17 protein-coding genes and 1 pseudogene are annotated in these 19,559 nt (G+C 44.8%); 14 read left to right on the forward strand and 4 right to left on the reverse strand.

All coding sequences use genetic code 11. The features are described 5' to 3' along the window. The first annotated feature begins 84 nt into the window (after nt 1–84). A complete protein-coding gene (locus L876_RS21735) occupies nt 85–858 on the forward strand; it encodes a substrate-binding periplasmic protein (protein ID WP_248674600.1) in 774 nt (257 codons plus the stop codon). On the opposite strand, the gene L876_RS0112990 is transcribed toward L876_RS21735, so the two are convergent. After that, nucleotides 855–2,774 (reverse strand): tetratricopeptide repeat-containing diguanylate cyclase, encoded by a 1,920-nt coding sequence (locus L876_RS0112990; protein WP_028764208.1) that lies wholly within the window; start codon nt 2,772–2,774, stop codon nt 855–857. The genes L876_RS21735 and L876_RS0112990 overlap by 4 nt on opposite strands. 323 nt (nt 2,775–3,097) lie before the next feature. On the opposite strand from L876_RS0112990, the pseudogene L876_RS21740 reads away from it, so the two are divergent. Continuing rightward, nucleotides 3,098–3,524: pseudogene (locus L876_RS21740) on the forward strand (DUF3069 domain-containing protein). Between the two features lie 48 nt (nt 3,525–3,572). On the opposite strand, the gene rsuA reads toward L876_RS21740, so the two are convergent. Beyond that, the gene (gene rsuA, locus L876_RS0113000; protein WP_028764209.1) at nt 3,573–4,262 is read right to left on the reverse strand and encodes a 16S rRNA pseudouridine(516) synthase RsuA; all 690 of its coding nucleotides are present in this window, start codon (nt 4,260–4,262) and stop codon (nt 3,573–3,575) included. A 122-nt stretch (nt 4,263–4,384) separates the two neighbouring features. On the opposite strand from rsuA, the gene L876_RS0113005 reads away from it, so the two are divergent. From L876_RS0113005 to L876_RS0113030, 6 genes are all read left to right on the forward strand, one after another. Continuing rightward, nucleotides 4,385–4,939, forward strand: a complete 555-nt coding sequence (locus tag L876_RS0113005) for a sugar O-acetyltransferase (RefSeq protein WP_051413116.1) — start codon at nt 4,385–4,387, stop codon at nt 4,937–4,939. 219 nt (nt 4,940–5,158) lie between these two features. Next, on the forward strand, nt 5,159–7,243 hold the full coding sequence (locus L876_RS0113010) for a M13 family metallopeptidase (RefSeq protein ID WP_028764211.1): 2,085 nt from the start codon (nt 5,159–5,161) through the stop codon (nt 7,241–7,243). Between the two features lie 181 nt (nt 7,244–7,424). Next, nucleotides 7,425–8,207 carry a RelA/SpoT domain-containing protein gene (locus L876_RS0113015; protein WP_028764212.1) on the forward strand — a complete coding sequence of 261 codons (783 nt, stop codon included), beginning with the start codon at nt 7,425–7,427 and terminating at the stop codon, nt 8,205–8,207. A gap of 68 nt (nt 8,208–8,275) precedes the next feature. Then, nucleotides 8,276–8,677, forward strand: coding sequence for an SMI1/KNR4 family protein (locus L876_RS0113020; protein ID WP_028764213.1), 402 nt, complete (start codon nt 8,276–8,278; stop codon nt 8,675–8,677). A 34-nt stretch (nt 8,678–8,711) separates the two neighbouring features. After that, nucleotides 8,712–9,212: a DUF4447 family protein gene (locus L876_RS0113025; RefSeq protein WP_028764214.1), complete on the forward strand. Its 501-nt coding sequence runs from the start codon at nt 8,712–8,714 to the stop codon at nt 9,210–9,212. Nucleotides 9,213–9,417: 205 nt separating this feature from the next. Next, complete coding sequence (locus L876_RS0113030; RefSeq protein ID WP_028764215.1) at nt 9,418–10,011, forward strand: hypothetical protein; 594 nt, start codon at nt 9,418–9,420, stop codon at nt 10,009–10,011. Here L876_RS0113030 and L876_RS0113035 read toward each other — a convergent pair whose 3' ends face one another. Together L876_RS0113035 and L876_RS0113040 are read right to left on the reverse strand one after the other, a co-directional pair. Continuing rightward, on the reverse strand, nt 10,012–10,647 hold the full coding sequence (locus L876_RS0113035; RefSeq protein WP_028764216.1) for a glutathione S-transferase family protein: 636 nt from the start codon (nt 10,645–10,647) through the stop codon (nt 10,012–10,014). Between the two features lie 116 nt (nt 10,648–10,763). Next, nucleotides 10,764–13,349 (reverse strand): TonB-dependent receptor, encoded by a 2,586-nt coding sequence (locus L876_RS0113040; protein WP_028764217.1) that lies wholly within the window; start codon nt 13,347–13,349, stop codon nt 10,764–10,766. 221 nt (nt 13,350–13,570) lie between these two features. Between L876_RS0113040 and L876_RS0113045 the strand changes: the two genes are divergently transcribed. The 6 genes from L876_RS0113045 to L876_RS0113070 all read left to right on the forward strand — a co-directional run bounded on the left by L876_RS0113045 (nt 13,571) and on the right by L876_RS0113070 (nt 19,534). Then, a complete protein-coding gene (locus tag L876_RS0113045) occupies nt 13,571–14,098 on the forward strand; it encodes a PH domain-containing protein (protein WP_028764218.1) in 528 nt (175 codons plus the stop codon). 63 nt (nt 14,099–14,161) lie between these two features. Further along, the gene (locus tag L876_RS0113050) at nt 14,162–15,388 is read left to right on the forward strand and encodes an Nramp family divalent metal transporter (protein ID WP_051413120.1); all 1,227 of its coding nucleotides are present in this window, start codon (nt 14,162–14,164) and stop codon (nt 15,386–15,388) included. Nucleotides 15,389–15,422: 34 nt separating this feature from the next. Beyond that, entirely contained in the window at nt 15,423–16,529 is a 1,107-nt protein-coding gene (locus L876_RS21745) for a serine hydrolase domain-containing protein (RefSeq protein WP_081730703.1), read from the forward strand. Nucleotides 16,530–16,607: 78 nt separating this feature from the next. Continuing rightward, a complete protein-coding gene (locus L876_RS0113060) occupies nt 16,608–17,072 on the forward strand; it encodes a YehS family protein (RefSeq protein ID WP_028764220.1) in 465 nt (154 codons plus the stop codon). A gap of 197 nt (nt 17,073–17,269) precedes the next feature. After that, nucleotides 17,270–18,958, forward strand: coding sequence for an NAD-dependent malic enzyme (locus tag L876_RS0113065; RefSeq protein ID WP_028764221.1), 1,689 nt, complete (start codon nt 17,270–17,272; stop codon nt 18,956–18,958). 339 nt (nt 18,959–19,297) lie between these two features. Then, a complete protein-coding gene (locus L876_RS0113070; protein ID WP_028764222.1) occupies nt 19,298–19,534 on the forward strand; it encodes a cytochrome c3 family protein in 237 nt (78 codons plus the stop codon). Nucleotides 19,535–19,559: the final 25 nt, after the last annotated feature.

Below are 19,559 nucleotides of genomic sequence, written 5' to 3' on the forward strand. Positions count from 1 at the left end.
TTAGTCTAGTGGTGGGATAAAGTTGTGAAAAGTAGCCAAAGCACTCATTATCAAATTACTCGCATTTATAGGTCAGGGAATTTTTTGAAACATCGTGTTTTCTCAGCGCTCCTTTTGCTTCTTTGTTCTTTTGTCGCTAATGCGACGACGGAACTACGTTTGCTGACTGAAGATTGGGCGCCCATGAGTTATCAAGAGGACGGTATTGCCAAAGGCTATGCCGTGGAGTTGGTGCAAGCTCTTGCTGATGAATTTAGCTTAGGTGGGCAGATTGAAGTGTTGCCGTGGGCAAGAGCTTACTCGGTGGCATCATCTGAGCCCAATGTCATGCTGTTTGCGACCTCTCCAACCCCAGAACGTAGGCACCTGTTCGACTTTGTCGGCCCAATTGCAACGAGTCGTATTTTTTTATATACCAAAGCCGATGACGATATCAAGCTCGCTAATATTAAACAGATCGATGAACACGGTGTTGTTGGCGTCTATCGTAACTCGTTGAGCGAATCAATTTTAAAGAAGGCGGGGATTAAGCAGATGCTGGTGGCCAGTTTTCCACAACAATCAGCGAAACAGCTCAGTCACAATCGTGTGCGCTTTTGGTGTCAGGCGGACTTGGCTGTGGCGACCCTATTAGATGAAGTAGATATGAGTTTTGATAGTGTTAGGCCCGTATTAGAGTTGGCGGAGATTGATCTCTATTTCGCGTTTTCGGTGGGAACACCTAAAGCTACTATCGAGCAGTGGCATCAAGGGCTAGCGGCTTATAAAAAAAGCGGTAAGCTCGGTAAGCTTTACCATAAATGGTTTGCCGAGCTTGAAATGAATAGAGAAATTGTCACGCTAACTAGCATAGATTAGCGTGCATTTTCAGTGCTTAATATGGCGCAGTTACGTCCAGCCGATTTTGCTTGATAAAGCGCCTTGTCGGCACGTTTAAGCAGCATATTAAAGTCTTTATCAGCTATGTAGGTCGCTACTCCCGCACTGATGGTCAATTTAAAGTTAGGATAAATATCTTCAAAACCGCCACTTTCAATGGTTGTTACTAGGCGTTGTGCAATATTGAGGGCTTGTTCTGCCGTCGTGCCGGGCAAGATAACCAAAAACTCTTCACCACCGACGCGGCCCACTAAATCTTGTTTTCTCATTAAACCATTACTGATGTTTGCCAAGGCGATAAGCACTTTATCACCAATATCATGACCGTATTGATCATTCACCTTCTTGAAGTGATCGGCATCAAAGAGGATCAATGACAATGGCTGCTCGTTACTGTCTTTGGATTTAAAGTAGCCGTCACCTTTGCTATAGGTATAGCGACGATTAGGTAGCTGAGTGAGATGATCCGTCAATGCCAGTATCGACAGGAGTTTCGACTTTTGTGATTGCTTATACGTGAAGATAGAGAGAATCACCATAATAATACAACCAAGAATAATCACTAACATCTGTAAGTATTTGTTTTGTTTTAAAATGTAGAGTTCATTCTCTTTTATTTTTTGCAGTTCAATAAGTTGCTGGTTTTCTCGCTCAATCTGCTCAGTATTAAAACGAGTCCGCATCTCGGTGGTGCGAGTCGTTTGCTGAGTGTTATCGAGCTGCTTATGGTTAGCAATATAACTTTTTAGCGCGTTGAAAGCCTGTTGCCAATCTTGTTGGTTTGCGTAAATATCGCTTTCTATTTGATACAGCAACTCTAATCCACGGGCGTTTTTTATGTGTATAAAGGCTTGTTTGGCTGCATCGAGAAAGGCAAGTGAAGTATCGAACTGGCCCTGTTCAACAGCGACTTGAGCTTGATAGAGGCGCATGAAGCTGTAGGATGCTCCTAACGAGGGGTCGATAAACTGCTCGGCATCTTTGAGGTATTGACCCGCTTCTTTAATGCGCCCTAGTTTAATCAAGGCTCCAGCGACATTTATAGCAGTATGAGCACTACCTTTGATGCCGATACTTTTTTTCCAATAAAGGTAACTTTCTAAATGCATCGCTAGCGCAGCTTCATCCTCTCCGAGCTCTTCAAGGGCGAAGCCTATCTCAGTTTTCATGCCATTGGCGCTATCTGTATCGTTTGTACTCATAAACTTATCGATAAGTTTCTTGTAATACTTGATAGCAGTCTGTGGATCGCCAAAGCGGCGGTAACTGGTGGCTAAGTCAGATAAATTATAGAGTGCCCAGTGTTCGAGATTCAGCGATTCATAAAGGTTTTGCGCGGTAATGAGATCTTCTAACGCTTGCGCAAAGTTACCTTGAAAAGAGTAGAGCGCGCCGCGTAAAGAACGTGAGTCAGCAATTAATCGAGGTGATTCTAATAGATAGCTTTCTGCAATGACCTGATCGTATTCTTTAATGGCGAGGTCGACGTCACCCGCCATCTGGTACATAAATGCCCGGCACAACTTGAGGTCAGTGACGGTAATAGGAGAGCTGGCAACAATATCAGAGGTGAGCTTTAAGTTTGCGAACTCAATCGCCTCACTTATCTTTTCTCGCTTCTCTATGTCGAAGCTATTCCAACAGATGGCGCGCTGTAATCTCAGGTAGTCCTGAAGGTTATCGATAGTGATACTATTTTTGAGTTGAGCTAAATATTGATCAATAGTTGCTATGTCGCCTATGGCACCGCTGTCTAGCGCGCTGAATATCTGCTCGTTGCTTAATGCATCATCTGAGACGGTTTCAGCATGGCTGTATGGAACAAGCAGCAGCAAGTAAAGGCCCAATAGCCTAAGGCTGAAAAGTAGTGAGTTCTTATTTGTTTTTATTATCATTTTTGACGTTCAAGACCCAGCTAACTGACCACTTAACCATAGCATATTGTTTTAATTTGTAACTATTTTATACAGATGTCAGTAATTTGACAGTAAAAAGTGCATTTTTTAGCCTTGATGGTTAATTGTTGTTCTATCGTTGGTTTTAAGGTAGGCAGCTGAATCTACAGTGCCCATTTTTGCAATTTGTATTCGGGGCGAGTATAAAGGCAACCCTTATGGCGCTGGACGTTACAATAAGTACAGCCGTTAGGGGCAGTATTAGCCGCTAGACACTAATGCCGTATACTGCGGTTGATCAATTTATGTGGAGTAAGACTTAGATGAATTCTGACTATAAACAACGTGCAGAGCTGGTGGCGCTAAATGTTTGTAACAGTGTAATCCCAATGGATAAAGTGCCTGCTAACCTGCTTGAGGCCTATGCAAATCTGTGCAATGAACTTTTAGAAGATAGTGATGAGAAATTTATCACCGCGTGGGAGGCTCTGCCTGCCAGTGCCATGGCTTTGTTACCTCAAGCGGATTTTCATGGTTTCTATATTGCCAATGCTTGGTTGCAGCTTAGCCGCGTCGCCCAAGATATTGCAGAGCTTGCTGATAGCGATGAGGCGATAGATGAAAACGAGTACAATAATATCTTCACGCGTTTGTCTGATGCATCGCTAAAAGAGAGCGCAAAGAAGCTGAAAAAAAGCACGCACAGATAGAGCTTTGCTCAATAGTATCAAGAGTGTGATTGAGGGATAAAAAAAGAGCCAGTCCTATGGCTCTTTTTCTAACTGGCTTAAATAAGCCTTATATTGACTTAATCTCTTTGGTGGTGAGATAGCGCCATTGCCCTGGGGTTAAGTCATTATCTAATTCTATCTCGCCAATAGATTCACGATGCAGTCCCACGACCTTATTACCTACCGCAGCAAACATACGTTTGACCTGATGATACTTACCTTCGGTGATAGTCAGTCGTGCTTGGTGTGAGTCGATGATTTCCAGCACTGCCGGTTTGGTTAACCCCTCTTCACTTCTCAATGCCACGCCCTGAGCGAAAGTATCAATGAGCGCATTGTCGATTGGATCGGCAAGCTGCACAAGATAGCGCTTACCACACTCTTTTTTAGGTGAGGTTATTTTATGTGACCACTGGCCATCACTAGTGATAAGTACTAATCCTGTGGTGTCTACGTCGAGACGCCCTGCGATGTGTAACTCGTCAGTTTTAGGGACATCAAGCAGGCCTAAAACCGATGGGTACTGTTCATCAATAGTCGAGCAGATGGTGTCGACTGGCTTATTAAGCATAATGAAACGTGGACCTATCACGGATAGCTGTTGGCCATCGAGACAAATGGTATGTTTATCCGTGACTTTAAAACTCGAGTTTTTGATCACTTCACCATCACAGGTAATGTCACCTCGATGCAGTGCTTTTTTGGCTAGAGATCGGGTAAGCGTGGTTGATTCACAGATAAATTTGTCTAAACGCACAGGTTAACTCAGTTATTGACTTTCAAGGCGGTCATTATGAAGCCAGCGTTCACAAAGGGAAAGTATTTGCGTAGTAAAATCCTACTTATTCAGCGATTATCCTGTTAGATAAGGAGAATAGTATGTCAATAACGGAACCCGTTCGTCACAATAAAAATTTCATTAAGATGATCAGTGGTGAGCAGTATAACTGCCTCGACAGTGAGCTACTGCATTTTTGGCAACAGCAGCAGGCTTACAATCACCACCTGAACATTGCTGGCAATACTGACTCATTGCTTCTACCTAATGTTTCCGACAATGCGATAATTAAAAGCCCATTTTTTATCAGCTATGGTATTAACCTTTATCTTGCCAAAGGGGTGTTTATTAATGCCAACGTGACCTTGCAAGATAATGCGCCGATAACCGTTGGGGCACAAACCATGATCGGACCGAATGTGCAGTTTTATACAGCGAGTCACCCACATAATGCCGCTCAGCGTTGCCAGGGAATTGAAACTGCGCTGGCAATCCATGTTGGCGAACGAGTATGGATTGGAGGTGGTGCTATCATTTTACCAGGAGTGAGCATAGGTGATGAAGCTGTAGTTGGTGCAGGCGCAGTGGTAACTAAAGATGTGGCTGCAAGAACCCTAGTTGTGGGGAATCCGGCGAAGATGATTAAGGCTATTTAAAGGAGTTATGTAGGCTAAGGGATTGGAGGTTAGGAAACCTTTACTTACATATCAAGTATCGATAATTCCTGCTTCTGACGGCGATAGGCTTGTTTACATTGGCCTAAAAACATTAACATACGTATCCTAAGGCATATATTGCACCACTTTGGTTTCACCATGACAGTAGCATTGCTAAATAAAACAATAAATTAACTAAGCATTTTAAAAGGAATTCACATGAAGAAAGTTCTTGTTGGAGGTTTATGCGCCTCCCTAATCGTCGGCCTTAGCGCTTGTAATAGTGATCAAGCAGAAGTTAAAGCACCAGAAACCGCTAAAACTGAAGCAGCTGTTGCTGTAGAAAAAGCGCTTAGTTCAGGTATCGACTTTGCTAATTTTGATAAGTCAGTTCGTCCGCAAGACGATTTCTATGACTACGTAAACGGCACTTGGATTAAGAACACCGAAATCCCAAGTGATCGCACCAGCACTGGTGCTTTTTATGATTTACGTGAAAAGTCTCGTGATGATGTTAAAGCGATCATCGAAGAAGTGGCTGCCACGCCAAACTTAACGCCTGGCAGTGACGAGCAAAAAGTTGCCGATCTTTATCGCTCATTCATGGATACCGAAACGTTAAACAAACTTGGTCTTAAGCCTATTCAGGGCGAATTAGATAAGATTGCTGCACTACAAAATAAAGATGAGTTGGTTGAATACTTCGCCCATAGTCAAATTATTGGTGGCGGTACGCCGTTAGCGTTTTATATCAATGTCGATGCGAAAGACTCTAGTCGTTACGCGACGCATATCTGGCAGTATGGTTTAAGCCTGCCAGAAAAAGATTATTACTTTAATGAAGATGAGCGCTTCGTTAACATCCGTAAAGCTTTCGTTGCTCATATTGAGAAGATGTTTACCTTAGCGGGTTTTGAGAATGCTAAGGCGAGTGCAGAGCAAGTGCTCGCATTAGAAACTGCGATTGCTAGCCGTCATTGGGATGTGGTTGAAAGCCGCGATAGCACTAAAACCTATAATCTATACCAAGTTGCAGATCTTGCTAAGCTTGCACCAGATGTTAACTGGGCGGGCTACCTAAAGACATTAGGCGCCGATAAGCAAACTGATATCATTATCAACCAGCCGAGCTTTATTGAAGGTTTCAATGAAGTGCTTAAAGCTAATGATTTAGCGACGTGGAAAACCTACATGAAGTGGAATACGCTAACTCACTTCGCGGGTAACTTAAGTTCAGAGTTGGATGCAGAGAACTTTGAGTTCTTCTCAAAGACCCTTAATGGTCAAGCTGAACAAGAGCCTCGTTGGAAGCGTGGTGTTGGTGCGGTGAACAGTTTACTAGGCGAAGTTGTTGGTAAGGTGTATGTGAAGCGTCATTTCACGCCAGAAGCTAAGCAGCGTATGCAAGGACTTGTTGAGAACCTGCGTGGCGCTTATGGTGTAAGCATCGAAAGCCTATCTTGGATGAGCCCTGACACTAAAGTGGCTGCTAAAGATAAGCTGGCTAAGTTTGATCCTAAAATCGGTTACCCAGATCGCTGGGAAGATTACGATAAGTTGGTAATTAAGGGCGATGACTTAGTGGGCAACGGCATGCGTGCAAGCGAACTATCTCATGCAAAAGAGCTTGAGAAGTTAGGTTCACCAATCCGTAAGTGGGAGTGGCACATGACGCCACAAACCGTGAACGCTTACTACAATCCAACCATGAATGAAATTGTATTTCCAGCGGCAATCTTGCAGCCTCCTTTCTTTAATATGGAAGCGGATGATGCGGTTAACTACGGCGGTATTGGTGCGGTGATCGGTCATGAAATGGGCCATGGTTTTGACGACCAAGGTGCGAAGTTTGACGGTGAAGGCAACATGCGTGACTGGTGGACTGAACAAGACCTAAAAGAGTTTGCTGCTCGTGGTAAAGCCTTGGTTGACCAGTACAATGGTTATGCGGTATTTGACGATCTAAACGTCAATGGTGAGCTAACTCTTGGTGAAAACATTGGTGATCTTTCTGGTGTAACAATTGCCTACAAAGCTTACAAAATGTCATTGAATGGTCAAGAAGCCCCTGTTATCGACGGTCTAACTGGCGATGAGCGCTTCTTTATTGGCTTCACCCAGATCTGGCGCGCTAAGATTAAAGAAGAATCTATGCGTAACCGTGTAGCCACAGACCCGCATTCACCTGCTAAGTTCCGTTCACTCGGTGCACTGTCAAACATGCCTGAGTTCTACACGACATTTGACGTGAAAGAGGGCGATGCTATGTACATTGCACCTGAGAAACGTGTAAAAATTTGGTAATCTAACCACTGATAGTCATATTAAAAAGAGCGCAAAGCGCTCTTTTTTTATGGGTATAGATTAACGATCATCTTTGATGAATAATTGTTCATATGCCATTCAGCATTGGTTAAGTGATGGCAGGCTAGATTAACTATCGATAGGTACAAAATTCAAGGCTGATGAATTACCGAGGATGGTTATGAATAGATTGTTTCGCACCTTTTTTATATTTTTGTTGTTACTGTCAACCCGCAGTGGATTTGCGACCACCTTTGATTCCCCTAATGAAATTAAAGACAGTAGTCATTTTGCCGAGCGTCGTGCGTTCAATAAAAACCTTGCAGGTTTACAGGCATTAAGTAGCACTCCCAACCAAGCTATTCGCCAACCCATTGCAGATTTCGACCAGCTTTATGCCAATGCTCACAACGCCCAGGAAGAGTTAGGAAATATGTTGAGTCAGCTAAACGCTCAGCAGCAATATGAGCTGCAGCTTCCTGGCATTAAAAGTTATGAGCGCGCCGCGCAAAAAGTGGCGACCAAATTTGATGGCGATGCTAGCCGCATCACCGACCTCGCCAGAGCCACCATAGTTGCGGATGATATTCATAGTGTGATGATGGCCTTTGAATCACTGTCAGAGCAAGCCAAAATAGTGCAGGTTAAAAACCGTTTCGCGGCACCTAAGGCCTCTGGTTATCGTGACCTAAATCTGTTGGTTCAGCTGCCTAAAACAGACATGATTGCCGAGGTACAGCTTCATCTTAAAGCGATTGCCGAGATTAAGAGTGGCGATGAGCATCTGGTATATGAGGCGGTGCAAGCTATCGAAACGGCAGCTAAGCAGCAAAATCGAGCACTGAATGACATTGAGTTGGCTAAAATAACTCAGCTACGTCAATCTTCACATAAGTTGTATCACAAAGCGTGGTTGTATTATAAGCGTATTGATGGCGCTAATCTTATCGAGGCAGCGGCATAGCACGCTAACAAAATTAAAGTAAAGGCGATATACTTGCGCCCAATAGCCATTTTAGCAGTGAACACACCATGCATGACCTCATCGAGCAACTACAGGAATTAAGCGAAACCGTTCCTGTACCATTAGAGCTGCCAACGTTCGAGCAGCTTGTGGAAGTGGAGGAGGAGATCCTGATCCCTCTGCCATCAGAGTTGAAAGAGTATCTGTTATTTGCCAGTGATGTAATTCATGGCAGTTTAGAGCCGGTGACCGCCAGTGATCCACACTCGCACACTTATCTCTCTGAAGTGACCTCTTATGCCTGGTCTATCGGCCTGCCGCGGGAGTATATCGCTATCTGTCAGATGGGCGACGACTTTTACTGCATTGACCAAGAAGGGCAAGTGATGCTATGGCGTGACGGCGAACTGGATGAAGAGTGCTGGGAGTCATTCTGGCAGTGGGCTGAAGAAGTTTGGATCAACGCCTAGGCTCATAAGAATTATTATCGAATTGGAAAAGACAATGTCAAAGAAAGCAGAATTAAATGCAATTGAAATAAAGTACCTAAGACACTCACTTGGGTTAAGTGCGGCGCAGGTTGCAGACCTATCAAAGTCAACGGAAGAGCAAGTACTGGCGTGGGAAGCTGGGGAGGCAGATGTCTCAGGATTGGCGGCAAAAAAACTACTTGAGCTTGATGAAACCATTGAGATGCAGGTACTCAATACCTGTGATGGTATTGAAGAGCTATTCAGTAAAGAACCTAAGCGCACCCTAAGCTTTGTTGTTTACCCGACTCAAGCTATCTATACCGCTTACAATCCTGAATTCTTAAGTGCGTTGCCTTTGACCGAATTGTACAACACAGCAGCATGGCGCATTAAGAAAGAGTGCAAATTAGTGCTTGAGGTGGATGTCACCTTAGTCGCATTAGATGTTGAAGCCTATAAAGCTTACCGTGAAACAGCAGGCCTAAAAGAGAGCCGCGAAAGTCGCGCGAAATGGGCGGCCACTCAGATTTAATGGCTGAGTAAATGAATATATTGAGAAAAAAGGAAGCCAGTGGCTTCCTTTTTTGTTTAATTATCTTTTATGAGCAGAGCGTTAAGCTTAAATGGCGATTGTGGTACGTTTATTCTCATAGCACCTTGATGGCTGCATTGTCTCGCAGTGACGATTAGCGAGGGGGAAATTTAATGGGGAGCATAAGGATATACAGGGCGAATCTATGATAAAACAGGATGTTAAGTTGTTAGTCACCATAGCATTACTCATCATTCTACCGCTGTTGCACAGTGTGCTACCGGGTTTTTTCGGGGGGGACTTTTATAGCCCCGCTTTAATGAATGCGCTGACAATACCATTATTATTACTAAAATTAATTGCAGTGGTTGCTGGCCTCTATCTGCTGGATAAGAGATACGGCATTTGGTCTTTGCCCATGACACAGCGCTGGGCAGTTAGCGTCGCTGCAGCCCTTGGGTACCTGTTGGCGATGGCTCAAGTTGTGCTGCTTGCTATGGGGGTGTTTATGTCATTGACGTTTGCAAAGAGTGGTGACCAAGAACAGAGGGTCAAAACATTTGGTGAACATACACTCTATATGACAACAGCGGACCCTGGTGCCTTTGGCAAAGCCTATCACTATTTCTATCTGCAATACCCTATGTCAATGGGACGTTATGAGCTGAAACTGATAGAGAAGCTTGATTGGGTTGGCGACGTTGATTTTGACCTTAAGGGCAATACCTTATTGATCTATTTGAAGAATGGCAGTGGCAATCAAAAATCTACTGCCACTGCAATGAACTTATCTTGTTGATTATGGAGTATCTTGAGCAGCGATAGCTTCAGTTTTGGCCAGTGCTTTTGCGAGTGCTGGGCGGGTTTGTAGTCTGTCTCTAAAAGCGGTCAGTTTTGGTGGTAGGGTTTGTTCAAATACCGTAGCCCACATGAGTGTATGTGCTAATAGAATATCGGCGACAGAGAGTTCGTCACCGAGTAAGTAGGGCGTGTTGGGCATCATGGCTTCAGCGAGGGCGGCAGCTTTATCAAACTCCCATTTAGCTACCGGTAAAATACAGGGCTGACGTTGCTCATCCGGCAGGGCAAACTTGTGCTTGCCCATGGTCCATAACGGTTGTTCTAATTCGCAAATAATAAAACTTACCCACTGATGATAATGACCAGCGTTGGTTGTACCAGCTGAGGGTAAAAAGCGTCCTTCACCATATTTCTCTGCAAGGTATTGGCAGATGGCTGCAGATTCTGTGAGCACTAAGTCATCATCCGATATCACCGGAATTTTACCGCTTGGGTTGAGTGCTAAGAAACTGTCGCTGCGATTATCCCCCTTCGAAAAGTTGATAAATGAAAAGGTCCAATCAATGCCTAGCTCTTCTAACAGCCAAGACACACGCAGCGCGCGACTTCTTGGTGTTCCATATAAAGTGATCATCTATTATTCCCTTAAAACAACGTCCGCTACACAACGGATGATTGATTGTAGTCGAAAAAATGGCATCCATAGGATGCCATTTTTGTTACTAGGTGTTGCTTAACAAAGCATAAAAATTAGAAGTTCATCGAGAGCTTAGTGTAGATATAGCGGCCCATAGGGTTATGAACAGAAATCACATAACCGTAGAGGTCCGAGTCGCCATCGCCGATAGCGAATGATGGGTCGGTATCAAACACGTTATTAACCCCTAAAGTAAGTTTAAAGGTGTCGTTGAAACGGTATGATCCAGACATGTCGACGAGCAGTTGTGACTCGACCATGCGAGACTGATTATCTTCAAAGTCGAGTACACCATCAAAATCGATATCAGGCGTGTCTTCAAATTCACCGATATAGCTGAAATTGACATTGGCTGCGAAGTTGTCTTTCTGCCAGTTAGTTGTTGCTAACCAACGATGCTGCGGGAACTTGTATTCGCCAGTGTAATCCATGTTGTCTTTTTCAAAACTATGCAAATAGCTGTATTCCAATCCAAACTTAATGTCACCAAAGCTGTCGAGTTCCAAGCCATAATGGGCTGAGAGATCAACACCTTGAACCTCTTGTGAGCTCAGGTTAATAAAGCTTGAGTGAATAACACTGATAGGCCCTAATGCTTGGCCTGTTTGCGGCGCTAAACGTTCACAGACAGTGCTGTTTTGATTGTCACAATTGGCAGTATAGATATCACCAAGTGGTTGCTTATCAATTTTGTTGTCTTGGGTAATGCTGTAGACATCAAAGCCGATATCAAACTGTTGGCTTGGTGCCCAGATCATACCCAGGTTCCACGTTTCTGACTCTTCAGCGTCAAGGCCTGCGTTGCCGGCAAACTCAGTGTTGTAATCCAATGCGGTACAATCTACGCCGTCAGCAGCACAACGATAAGTGTCAATAAAGAACGTGCTTTCTCTCGATGGGCCTAGGCCTATTTGTGCCAAAGAGGGAGCTCTAAAACCTGTAGACCATGAACCTCGAGCTGTTAGCGCATCGGTCATGCCCCAAAGGAAAGCGATTTTTGGGTTAGTGGTAGAGCCAAAATCACTGTAGTGGTCATAACGGCCTGCAAGTTGTAACTCGAAATTATCAGTCATCGGAATTGAAAATTCGACATAGGCTGCATATTGGTCTCGGGCTGCTGCGGCTGAAACGGCTTCGGTACCAAAGATTAGACCGCGTTGGAACTGCTCATCTGGTATATCGCTAACATCCTCTTCCCGGTACTCAGCGCCCGCTGCCATCATGATATCACGATCGCCAATGGTGAAAGCTTGACCTGTGATGCTGGCATCATAGGAGGTGATGTTGGAGACACCTTGCCTTACCAGGCTGGTGGTAATGCGGTCGATCACATCCTGCGGGTTAGTCGTACCACCAAATGGGTTGTAGTTACCGGCGTCGATTTCTGCCTGCATGTAATCTGTTCTTACCCAACCTTGCGTGCGATCGCCTGACTGGGTGGACTCACTTCGACCTTTTTGTGCCGAGACTTCCCAGTCCCATTCGTTGATGGCACCGCGAAGACCTGCAACTAGGCGCATGGAATCTGATTCAATATCCCAGCGACGTGCCCCCGCATCCACGGTACGGTAACGACCTATTTCAATATCTTTACCCCAAGGATTATTTGGATGAGAACCCGGAACGGTCAGCCCTGCATCTTCATCTAATGGCGTTGGTGCACCGCCCGCTTCCGAGGTGTTGTGCTGCACAGACACTTCAAGGAAAGCACTTAGTTCATCATTAAAGTGATAGTCAAACTGACCAATAGCGCCAACTCGCTCAGCGGCTGGAATTGTTAAGTTATAGGGGCCGTAATCAAACAGGCAACTACCGCTTGCCGTGGCATTTTCTGGTGGGCAATCTGGGTCGATGGTCTTAACGCCGTCCACATAGAAGTAGCCAGGGAACCCCCGTGATGAACGGAAGTCTTCGCCACCATAAGGTGATTGATTGGCGGTACCGAAGCGGCCCATTTCACTGGCTGCCAATGTGTTGTTTTTAAAGTAATCAAGAATAATTGAGGCGCTGCCTTTATCTGATTTTACGCCCCAGACTAAGCTAGCAGTAGTTTCATCATAACCAGAGCCTGACGCATCGCCATAGCCTAAATTAACTTCGATACCTTCGATATCTTTCTTGAGAACGATATTCACCACGCCTGCAATCGCATCCGAACCATAGATGGCTGACGCACCGTCTTTTAGAATATCGATACGCTCAATAGCTGAGACGGGAATATTATTAATATCGACAAACGAGTTGGTAATGCCTTCGGCAAATGCACTGGTACCGACGCGTCGTCCATTGATTAACACCAGCGTCGCGTCAGGGCCTAGACCTCGAAGACTGATGGATGCACCACCATTGGCGGTAGAGTCTTGACTGTTACCTCGAGTTGAAAATGCGCCAGCTCCGTTGGCGGGCATCTTTTCAAGTAATTGTTGTAGGTTATCGAAACCCATGTTGGCGATATCATCTTTACTGATCGACTGGATCGGTGAAGGTCCTTCGATATCGGTACGCTTGATACGTGAGCCTGTTACTTCAATGCGCTCAACTTTCTGTTCATCATCGGTGTCGGCGGCATAGGCATGAGGGGTTAACGCGATAGTCACAGCGATAGCGCATGCGCTACGCCAGTATTGAGGTCTTTTCATGATTGTCCCTAATGTATTATTTATAATTTTAGTTCAGTGACTACCGCAAACTACTGCCACCCGTTGTTATCACAACGTTACTAAAGTAATCTCTTATATAACAAAGTCAACACCTTTTATAACTACATGTTATGAACAACAAACTCATGATTTTGGTTGATTAATCTGTATAGTGATGAGTTTGAAGTAGAGAATTTGGTCAGTATTTAGGAGCGATAATTATGGAAGATAAGCAGCTGTTGCAAGCAGAGTTTAAGACAAATCTCGGACTCTACTGGTTGGTATCTGGAGCAATACTCTTGTGTATCACCATAGTGGGCATCCCCTTACTGTTGATATGGTTTCCCGTTGGTTTGTGGGCAACCAAGCGATACATCGACAATATGAGTGCTGAGCTAACCACTAAAAAACTTATCGTAAGAAAAGGGATTTTTACCCGTACGGAAAATACCGTTCCACTAGATAAAATTACCGACATGGCGCTGATTCAGGGACCATTGATGCGTTTCTTCAATATCCATAAATTGACCATTGAAACCGCAGGACAATCGGGTGCAGGGGCACTGATTAATTTACAAGGGGTAGAGGACGTGGAGCAGTTTCGTGCGCAGGTGTTGGCGCAAAAAAGTGCCTTAACAGAGCAGGTGGTGCAAGAGAGTATGCCGATGCCAGATGAAACATTGATGTGTTTAAAAGAGATCAGTGAAACATTAAAGCGTATAGAAAACCGCTTAGCAACAAAATCATAAGGGATTGTAAAAGTGAGTAATGGTTTGCAAGATACAGCATCCTTGCCAACAGTTTGGCTGAAAATGAATCTTATCTTTAAAGCAACTGGTCCTGGTTTATTGATGGCCGCTGCGGCGATAGGTGCTTCACATTTGGTTGCATCAACGCGCGCTGGGGCTGAATTTGGTTGGCAGCTAGCGTGGGTTATTTTGGCGGTTAATTTACTTAAGTATCCGTTTTTTGCTGCCGGCGCCCGTTACACCGCCGCGACAGGTGAGAGTCTATTGCATGGTTACCTTAAGCAAGGCCGTGGCTATTTAGTGTTGTTTACCCTGCTAAACAGTATTGCTGCTGTCGCCAGCACTGCGGGTGTCGCCATGTTAACGGCAGCGATGTTAACCTTATTCGTTCCTTTACCTATTGAATTGTTAGCACTGATTGTATTGTTGTCTAGTTTGTTATTGCTGATATTAGGTCACTATCGTCTGTTGGATAAGGTGACCAAGGTGATTATGTTACTACTCACCATTTCAACCCTGATTGCCGCGGCGCTAGCGTTTAATGCACCAGCTATTTTACCGCCAGGGTTTGTGTCACCGTCACCGTGGCAATGGGCGCATGTTGGCTTTTTGGTGGCGATGATGGGGTGGATGCCAGCGCCGATTGAGGTCAGTTGTTGGAACTCATTGTGGCTACTTGAAAAACAAAAGCAGCAAACCGTCACCAAAGCACAAGCACTATTTGATTTTAATTTAGGTTATGTCACGACTGCTATTTTAGCAGTGGTGTTTCTGTCACTCGGTGCATTAGTGATGCATGGTAGTGGCGAACACTTTTCTCCCTCTGGCGCTAAGTTTGCTGATCAGTTGATCACGCTTTATAGCCAAGTGCTTGGTGAGCAGAGCCGCTACCTGATTGGTACCGTCGCACTATTATGCATCTTCAGTACCACGGTCACAGTGATTGATGGCTACAGCCGGACATTAGCCTTGGGTTGGCAGTTATTGCGTCATGATACAAACACGGCTCAAAGCCGATTGCTCAGTGGCATTATGCTGCTGGTGTGTCTATTAGGGTTGGCGATTATTCTGTTTTTCAAGGGGGCCTTGTTACCTTTGCTGCAGTTTGTCATGACGCTCGCCTTTATGACCACCATCATTTTTGCCTGGCTTAATTACCGTTTAATGACGGCAGAGACATTGCCATCAGCCGACCGTTATGGGGTAAAAATGCGGGCTCTGTCTTGGTTCGGTATGGCGTATTTATTAGGTTTTGCACTGGTATTTGTTTACTGGAAAATGGGTAATTAGTCGCTTTTGGTGGTAAATATAGGGATATAAATAGATGTTGTTCTTAGATAAACGGTGGCGATTCACCTGTATGTTGGTGTGCGCCTTACCGCTGTTTGCTAGTGCCAATGAAAATTCGAGGGTTACTCAATCCTCTATCAATGTGGAGGTGCTGACGCGCGCTTTCGATAAGCTCATCGTGACCAACGACCGGCCTTTTTATGGGGTGATATTGCTGGTACAAGGTGGCAAACCCATTTATGAATATCAACAGACAACTGAAGGGCAAAAAGCGCTGAGCAGCGCTAGTCCGTTTTTGCTTGCGTCACAGTCGAAAATGATCACCGCTGCAGTGGTGCTTAACGCCGTTGATGAGGGGGCATTGGCGCTAAATAAGCCGCTAAATGATTACTTAGCACAGGCTAAGCAGTCGCTCTACCACCCAGATATCACTATCCGCCAGCTGCTTAATCACAGTTCCGGCATAGCGCCAATTGGCCAAAATAATCGCTTTACGCCAGGTAGCCAGTTTCAATATTCAAACTTAGGATATGAGGTGTTGGCTCAAGTACTTGCTTATCAATACCAGCAACCCTTTGCACAGCGGGTCAATCAGTATCTTGACACACATAGCCTCACTGGAATTAGGGCAAGTTTAGGCGCAATAGGGCGTGTGAAGTTGTCCGGCAACGCGGCAATGTTAGCCCCTGGGTTTGCTATGCAAGGGGATGGTGTCTTGGAGCCGATAAAATACGAGATCAGTAATGCCTTACTGCCCGGTGGTGGAATGCTTGGCTCCGCTGCAGGATTAGTGGAGTATTTGCAAGCTCTTCATGATGGCAAGTTGCTTTCTGCAAGGAGTTATCAACAGATGATTACGCCAGGTATAAAGCGCGGGCACCGCTGGGAGGATCTCTATTATGGTTACGGGGTGCAAATCAGTGAACAATCTATTGCTGAATATAGCCATTCTGGTTATTTGCCGGGATATCAGTCCCTCAGCCTGAGTTACCCAGAAAGCCAGACTTACTTAGTGGTGATGGAAAATGTCTCCTGGCCACTTGATGACATGGATAGGGTGTTTGGCCTGCATGATAAGTTGCGCAACACTTTGCGTGAGCATCTTATTTCGTCTCACATCGCTGAGAAAATAAACCCTTAGTTGAGAGAAAACTCAGCTATAATGTCGGCCAAAGATGATCACGCCGCCGCGGGATCCGTTAAGTGAAGAAATTAAGTTATGATTAACAACGATATATTACGCCGCATCCGTTTTGTATTTGATTACAAAAACGCAAAGATGATTAAGATTTTTGCTAAAGTAAAGCATGAGATGGAGCTAGACACTCTACTTGATCTGCTAAAGAAAGAGGCTGAAGAGGGCTATAAGCCTTGTAATGATAAGACATTATGTCTTTTTCTTGATGGATTAATCATAGAGAAGCGTGGTTTGAAAGAGGGCGCAGAGATCCCTGAGCCAGTATCACAATTAAACAATAACTTGATCTTCAAAAAGCTGAGAGTCGCACTCGAGCTACGTGAAGACGATATCTTAAGCGCCTTGGCGTTGGCCGATTTCAATATGAGTAAATCTGAGCTGGGTGCTTTGTTTAGAAAGCCTGGCCATAAGCACTTTAAAGAGTGTGGTGACCAAGTTTTACGCAACTTCTTAACAGGGTTGTCGATTCAACATCGTGGAAAGTAAGCCCCAAATAGCGATTGAAAGCACAGCTTAGGCTGTGCTTTTTTTTGGTGTTTTTTACGTTGTTTAAAACAGCTGGCGCGTGAAGTTAATCAAAAAATGATCGCCGAAAAGACAACAAAGATCACACTTTGTGGTAATCTTGCCAAATTAAAGCGACAGCCACTTCAACCATTACAAAAACAGAGAAAAGGTTACCAATGGACGATAATAAACGCCCGCTATATCTTCCTTTTGCCGGTCCAGCCATTCTAGAGGCTCCCTTGATTAATAAAGGCAGTGCCTTTACGGAAGAGGAGCGGATCTTTTTTAACCTTGAAGGTCTACTGCCTCATGTGATTGAAACCATTGAGGAGCAGGCTTCACGGGCCTATGACCAATACAAAAATTTTGGTAATGATCTCGATAGGCACATCTATCTTAGAAATATTCAAGACACTAACGAAACGCTTTACTATCGTTTGGTGCAGAACCACATTACCGAGATGATGCCTATTATCTACACGCCAACCGTGGGCTTGGCTTGTGAGCGTTTCTCGAAGAACTACCGCCGTAATCGCGGGCTGTTTATCTCATACCCGAATAAAGACCGTATCGATGACATCTTAAATAACTCAACCCGTCAAAAGGTGAAGATTATTGTGGTTACCGACGGCGAACGTATTTTGGGACTGGGCGATCAGGGGATTGGTGGCATGGGGATCCCCATTGGTAAGCTTTCACTTTACACCAGTTGTGGTGGTATTAGCCCCGCGTACACATTGCCTATTACCTTGGATGTGGGCACCGATAATCCACATCTGCTAGAAGATCCTATGTATATGGGTTGGCGTAATCAGCGTGTAGGTGGTGAAGAGTATGCCGAATTTGTCGAAGCCTTTATGCAAGCGGTACATCGTCGTTGGCCTGATGCCTTGATTCAGTTTGAAGACTTTGCGCAAAAGAATGCGATGCCACTCCTTGAACGGTATAAAGATCAATATTGCTGTTTTAATGACGACATTCAAGGTACTGCTGCAGTCACTGTCGGTTCACTGCTTGCTGCCTGTAAAGCTGCTAACACGCAACTTTGCCAGCAACGTATTGCGTTTTTAGGTGCAGGGAGTGCTGGGTGCGGTATTGCTGAAGCGATTGTGGCACAGATGGTGTCAGAAGGGATCAGTGATGCACAAGCGCGCCAGCAAGTGTTTATGGTTGATCGTTGGGGATTGTTACAAGACAATATGCCTAATCTATTGCCATTCCAGCAGAATTTGGCTCAGAAAGCGGCAGAAGTAAATGCTTGGCATACTGACAATGAAAACATCTCCCTATTAGATGTCATGAATAATGGTAAACCGACAGTATTAATCGGTGTATCAGGCGCCCCTGGTTTATTTAGTGAAGAGATCATTAAGGCGATGCATACTCATTGCGCGCGTCCAATTATCTTCCCACTGTCAAACCCGACCAGCCGCGTTGAAGCAACACCCAAAGATATTCTGCATTGGACCAAAGGTGAGGCATTAGTTGCCACGGGGAGCCCGTTTGAGCCTGTGGTGATAGAAGAGCAAACCTTTGAAATTGCTCAGTGCAATAACAGTTATATCTTCCCTGGTATCGGCCTCGGTGTGCTTGCCTCAGGTGCTAACCGTGTCAGTGACGAGATGTTAATGGCGTCAAGTCGAGCCTTAGCAGAGTGTTCGCCTTTGGCAAAAGAGGGCGAGGGCTCGTTACTGCCATCACTTGAAGATATTCATGAGGTGAGTAAGCATATCGCGTTTGCGGTAGCTAAAGTGGCTGTTGAGCAAGGCCATGCATTGCCATGTAGTGATGAGTTGTTGCGCCAAGCGATTGAAGATAATTTCTGGACCGCTGAGTATCGTCGTTATAAGCGGACATCATTCTAAGCTATTAGAGTAAGCCAAATAAAAAAGCTGCCTTCAGGCAGCTTTTTTATTGAGTGCGATTTAGCTCAAATGGTTCGCTTCGTCCTGACGCCATGTTATGAGGTTTGTCACAAACCGCAGATATAAAGTTTGATGCTGGCAGCAATTTCACTCACTATTTCGCGCTTTTAAGTTTCAATTAATCTCTGTGGTCAAATCTAATCCCATAGATTTGTAGTTGGCTTTAGTTTTTACGCAAGCAATGAGAGACTACACTCTTATTGTGAGCAGGCATGAAGTCGCCACATTCACTTTTACTATTTCGTCAGTGAGATGACATTGCTGACTCAGGAGTTTTTTATGAAGTATTTAGCGACGTTAGCAACCACTTTACTTTTTGCTGGTTCTGCCGCGGCATTTGATTGTACCGATTGTCATGAGACTATCGACTTAACTATGCATACTGAGTCTGAAGCGACGCTTGCGACCTGTGCTGATTGCCATGGTATTGACGAAGCGCACACCATCGATATGGAGATGCATACTCCAGAGCTAACCATTACTGAGTGTGCTGATTGCCACGCGATGGAAAAGTAATTTCTTAATTGAAACTATTTACTGT

It is taken from the genome of Shewanella colwelliana ATCC 39565 (assembly GCF_000518705.1).
Lineage (GTDB): Bacteria > Pseudomonadota > Gammaproteobacteria > Enterobacterales > Shewanellaceae > Shewanella > Shewanella colwelliana.